At 65.4% G+C, this 2,044-nt stretch carries 2 rRNA genes (1 of these 2 cut by a window edge); both read left to right on the top strand.

The window, feature by feature from the left end:
- A 23S ribosomal RNA gene (locus tag DWY51_RS02800) occupies positions 1 to 1,763 on the top strand; it begins 1,309 nt to the left of the window's first position.
- A 145-nt stretch (positions 1,764 to 1,908) separates the two neighbouring features.
- A 5S ribosomal RNA gene (rrf, locus tag DWY51_RS02795) occupies positions 1,909 to 2,024 on the top strand.
- The last annotated feature ends 20 nt before the right edge of the window (positions 2,025 to 2,044 follow it).

The following is a 2,044-nucleotide window of genomic DNA, read 5'->3' as shown; positions in this document are numbered from 1 at the left end:
AATACACGGGGCTAAGCTGGACACCGAAGCGGCGGGATTTTAATTCATTAGAATCGGTAGGGGAGCTTCCCATGGGCGGAGAAGCCGGAGGGCGACCGGCGGTGGAGCGCATGGGAGTGAGAATGCTGGCATGAGTAGCGAGAGACGAGAGAGTAACTCGTCCGCCGTGAACCCGAGGTTTCCTGGGCAAGGCTAATCCTCCCAGGGTCAGTCGGGGGCTAAGGCGAGGCCGGGAGGCGTAGCCGACGCGCAGCAGGCAGACATTCCTGCACCGCGCACGCGGCGCTACGACCGACGGGGCGACGGATGGGGGTGGCTCGGCGGGGTTCTGGACGTCCCCGTGATGGAGCGCGGCCCGCGGACCAGGGAAATCCGGTCCGCACGAGGGCGAGGCTCCGGACGAAGCGACTGAGCGAAGCGAGTGAGCCCGAGGTCCCTAGAAAAACCCCTAGGCAGGCGCGTGCGCGCCCGTACCGCAAACCGACACAGGTGGGTGGGTAGAACATACCGAGGCGATCGGGTCAACCATGGTCAAGGAACTCGGCACAATGGCCCCGTAACTTCGGGAGAAGGGGTGCCCGCGCGTACGTGAACCGGCTTGCCCGGGGAGCGGAGGCGGGCCGCAGTGGAGAGGCCCAAGCGACTGTTTACCAAAAACACAGGACTCTGCAGAAGCCGCAAGGCGACGTATAGGGTCTGACGCCTGCCCGGTGCCGGAAGGTCACGCGGAGGAGTTAGCCGCAAGGCGAAGCCCCGAAGCCAAGCCCCGGTAAACGGCGGCCGTAACTATAACGGTCCTAAGGTAGCGAAATTCCTTGTCGGGTAAGTTCCGACCTGCACGAAAGGCGCAACGACTTGGGCGCTGTCTCGACCATGGACCCGGTGAAATTGCACTGGTCGTGAAGATGCGACTTACCCGCGGAAGGACGGAGAGACCCCGTGAACCTTCACTGCAGCTTGGCATTGGCCGCTGGTCCCGCGTGTAGAGGATAGGCAGGAGGCACAGATCCGGAGGCGCCAGCCCCCGGGGAGCCGCCCTTGGAATACTGCCCTCGCGCGACCGGCGTCCTAACCCGAGGCCGTCGACCGGCTCGGGGACCGTGCCAGGCGGGCAGTTTGACTGGGGCGGTCGCCTCCTAAAGGGTAACGGAGGCGCGCGAAGGTCCGCTCGGGACGGTCGGCAACCGTCCTTTTGAATGCAAGAGTACAAGCGGGCTTGACTGCGAGGCCCACAAGCCGAGCAGGTGCGAAAGCAGGCTCTAGTGATCCGGCGGCCCCGAGTGGGTGGGCCGTCGCTCAACGGATAAAAGGTACTCCGGGGATAACAGGCTGATCTTGCCCAAGAGTCCACATCGACGGCAAGGTTTGGCACCTCGATGTCGGCTCATCGCATCCTGGGGCTGGAGCAGGTCCCAAGGGTACGGCTGTTCGCCGTTTAAAGCGGTACGCGAGCTGGGTTCAGAACGTCGTGAGACAGTTCGGTCCCTATCCTCCGTGGGCGCAGGAGAATCGATGGAGGCTGCCCCCAGTACGAGAGGACCGGGGTGGACGCACCTCCGGTGAACCGGTTGTCGACCAACGGCACGGCCGGGTAGCCGCGTGCGGCGCGGATAACCGCTGAAGGCATCTAAGCGGGAAGCCGTTCCAGGGATTAGTTCTCCTTCCGGTAAGGGCCCAGGTAGACTACCTGGTCGATAGACGGCAGGTGCAAGGACGGCGACGTCCTCAGCCGAGCCGCACTAATCGCCCGAGCTCTTCCGGAACCGCACCTCGCGGCCCGCGGGACTGAGCGCTCATGCGCGCGGTCCGGGCACGAGGATGCCCCCGAGTCATCTTTCCTATGCGCCATGCGGCCCCCAGGGCACGTGAGTAGACACCGGACACCGTAACGGTGGGCGCCGCCCACCGGTCAGCGGCCAGAGCATGGGGGGCACGCCCGGTCCCGTTCCGAACCCGGAAGCTAAGCCCCATCGCGCCGAGAGTACTGCGGGGTCAGCCCGTGGGAGGCCAGGGCGCCGCTGACCGGTGGACGGCACCGAGCCGT

It is taken from the genome of Collinsella sp. AF25-2LB (assembly GCF_003458415.1).
In the GTDB taxonomy this organism is placed as follows: Bacteria; Actinomycetota; Coriobacteriia; order Coriobacteriales; family Coriobacteriaceae; genus Collinsella.
The sequence above is the reverse complement of the archived record's forward strand: the minus strand, read 5'-3'. Positions and strand labels throughout refer to the sequence as shown.